This is a genomic window from Mycetocola sp. (genome assembly GCF_046716805.1).
Taxonomy (GTDB): Bacteria; Actinomycetota; Actinomycetes; order Actinomycetales; family Microbacteriaceae; genus Mycetocola_A.
On record NZ_JBKJWH010000104.1, the window covers coordinates 1 to 2,503 of the forward strand.

The 2,503-nt window shown below is 68.5% G+C and carries 2 protein-coding genes; both read left to right on the forward strand.

The window, feature by feature from the left end; genetic code table 11:
• Positions 1 to 21 precede the first annotated feature (21 nt).
• Positions 22 to 1,404, forward strand: a complete 1,383-nt coding sequence (pstC, locus tag ACLQ62_RS08325; RefSeq protein WP_411721176.1) for a phosphate ABC transporter permease subunit PstC — start codon at positions 22 to 24, stop codon at positions 1,402 to 1,404.
• Positions 1,397 to 2,503: PstA family ABC transporter permease (locus ACLQ62_RS08330; RefSeq protein ID WP_411721177.1), on the forward strand; the 1,107-nt coding region annotated here is incomplete at its 3' end. The genes pstC and ACLQ62_RS08330, both read left to right, overlap by 8 nt.

The following is a 2,503-nucleotide window of genomic DNA, read 5'->3' on the forward strand; positions in this document are numbered from 1 at the left end:
GCAGGGAGGGGAGGAATTTAAGTGACCCCCCTCGCAATCCTCATCGCCGTCCTCGGCCTCGCCTTGCTCGGCTGGCTGACCGGGCGCGCCCGGGCGATGGCGTTTGCCGGCAAGGGGGCGTCGCGCCCGCATTCGCTGCCCGCCTTCCACGGCTGGTACGTCGCCTTGTGGGCGGCGGTTCCGCCGCTATTGTTCCTGCTCCTGTGGCTTCCGCTCTCCAACCATCTCGTGATGGAAGCGGTGCTCGCACACCCGGCCGCGGCGAACCTGCCGCCGTTCGAGATGCAGCGAATCGCCGTCTTCCAGGAAGCCCGGCAGATGGCGGAGGGTCTGCGCCAGTCGAGCTTCTATCCCGAAGCCCGCGAGCTCGCTCCCATCTACGGGTCCGCCTTGCAGCGCTACCGGACGATCGGCACCATCGTCGCGTTGCTGCTCGCCTTCGCGGGCGGCGCCTACGCCTACAGCCGGGTCGCTCCGGCCTTCCGGGCCCGGACCCGGGTCGAGCGGCTGGTCATGGCGGTCCTGCTCATCGCCTCGATGATCGCGGTCCTGACGACGCTCGGGATCGTGCTTTCCCTCCTCTTCGAGTCGATGCGCTTCTTCAGCATGGTCTCGCCGGTCGAGTTCCTCTTCGGTTCGACCTGGAGCCCGCAAACCGCGATGCGGGCCGACCAGGCGGGCTCGTCGGGGGCGTTCGGAGCCATTCCGCTTTTCTGGGGCACCGTCTTCATCGGCGCGATCATCGCGATGATCGTCGCCATCCCGCTGGGACTGATGAGCGCCATCTACCTCACCCAATATGCCCGTCCGGTGGTGCGCCGCTGGATGAAGCCGATGCTCGAGATGCTCGCCGGAGTCCCGACCGTGGTCTACGGCTATTTCGCGGCCCTGACCGTCGCTCCGGCCGTCCGCGACTTCGGCCAGTCGCTCGGAATACCGGCCTCCTCGGAAAGCGCCCTGGCGGCTGGCCTGGTGATGGGCATCATGATTATCCCGTTCGTTTCCTCGATGGCGGACGATTCGCTGACCGCGGTGCCGCAGTCGATGCGCGACGGCTCGCTGGCGATGGGCGCCACCACTTCGGAGACGATCCGCAAGGTGCTCGTCCCGGCCGCCCTGCCGGGCATCGTCGGCGGTGTCCTCCTCGCCGTCAGCCGCGCCATCGGCGAGACGATGATCGTCGTCATGGCCGCCGGCCTGTCCGCGAACCTCACCGCCAACCCCTTCGCAAGCGTGACCACGGTGACGACCCAGATCGTCCAGCTGCTGACCGGCGATCAGGAGTTCGACAGCCCCAAGACCCTCGCCGCCTTCGCGCTCGGCCTGGTTCTGTTCGTCGTCACCCTGCTTCTCAACATCGTCGCCCTGCGCGTCGTGAAGAAATATCGCGAAGCCTATGAATAAGGTGACCGATCGGGCGCCCACGGAGTGGGGCGGGCAGGAGATGGACCGGCGCCTCAAGCGCCGTTACGCCGCCGAGCGCCGCTTCCGGCTGATCGGGCTGGGCGCGATCCTGCTTTCGGCGGGCTTCCTCGTCCTGCTGCTGGCGACGATGATGGCGAACGGCGCCCGCGGCTTCACCCGGACCGAGGTCCGGCTCGACATCGACTTCGCGAAGAGCGCCATCTTCCTCGATCCGGCGACCCTGCGCTCGACGGCCGGCAAGGCCGCGCTGGCGGGCGCCGACATCCAGGGCGTCGTCCAGAAGGCGGCCGAGGCGCAATATGGAGCGCAGGGCGCGCGGCTGTTGTCGGATACGGCCTGGCTGAGGGTGCTCGACGCGATCGAGGACGATCCTTCGGTGCTCACCCGAACGGCGACCGTGTGGCTTCCGGCCTCGAGCCCGATCGACGTCGCCGGGAAAGGCGAGGGCGACGAGGCCTCGGAGCGGACCCATGCCGAGCTCGCCGCCCGCGATTCCGTCCGGACCCGCTTCAACAGCGATTTCCTCAGTACCGGCGACGCCACCGATCCGGCCGCGGTCGGCGTGTGGGGGGCGTTCAAGGGCTCGCTCCTGACCATGATAGTGACCCTGGCGCTCGCCTTCCCGATCGGGGTCCTGTCGGCCGTCTATCTCGAGGAATATGCGCCCCGGAACCGGTGGACCGACCTGATCGAGGTCTCGATCAACAACCTCGCCGCCGTGCCCTCGATCATCTTCGGACTGCTCGGCCTCGCCGTCTTCCTCAATACCATGCACCTTCCGCGCTCGGCGCCGCTGGTCGGCGGGCTGACCCTCGCCTTGATGACCATGCCGGTGATCGTCATCTCCGGGCGCAACGCGATCAAGGCCGTGCCGCCCTCGATCCGGGACGCCGCGCTGGGCATCGGCGCCAGCCGCATCCAGGTCGTGTTCCACCATGTCCTCCCGCTTGCGCTGCCCGGCATCCTCACCGGGACGATCATCGGCATGGCGCGCGCGCTCGGCGAGACGGCGCCGCTCCTCCTCATCGGCATGGTGGGCTTCGTCGCCTCGAACCCGCCGTCGAGCGTCCTCGGGGGC